We start from the raw sequence: 296 nt of genomic DNA on the forward strand, positions 1-296 counted from the left end.
CCCGCATCGACGGCGGCGCGCCGCTGATCGAGGACAAGCTGGCCGCGCGCCTGGTGCTCTACAAGACCGAAGGCGGCGGCTATGTCGACGACGTCCTGCTGAACAAGAAGGACATCAACGACCAGCACTCCAGCGGCGGTCGCCTGATGCTGGGCTTCACGCCCACCGAGAACCTGACGATCAACGCCTCGGGCCTGTACCAGAAGACCACCCTGGACGGTCAGAACAGCTGGTATCCGGCGCTGGGCAAGGACGCCTATTCGACCAACGCCCGCGTCATCGCCCCGACCAGCGAC

Annotated in this window: 1 pseudogene; it reads left to right on the forward strand. The window is 65.9% G+C overall.

Going from position 1 to position 296, the window contains the following annotated elements:
- Positions 1-296, forward strand: a pseudogene (locus J7528_RS23380) (TonB-dependent receptor); the annotation flags it as partial.

The sequence above is a fragment of the Caulobacter sp. genome (assembly GCF_017744445.1).
In the GTDB taxonomy this organism is placed as follows: domain Bacteria; phylum Pseudomonadota; class Alphaproteobacteria; order Caulobacterales; family Caulobacteraceae; genus Caulobacter.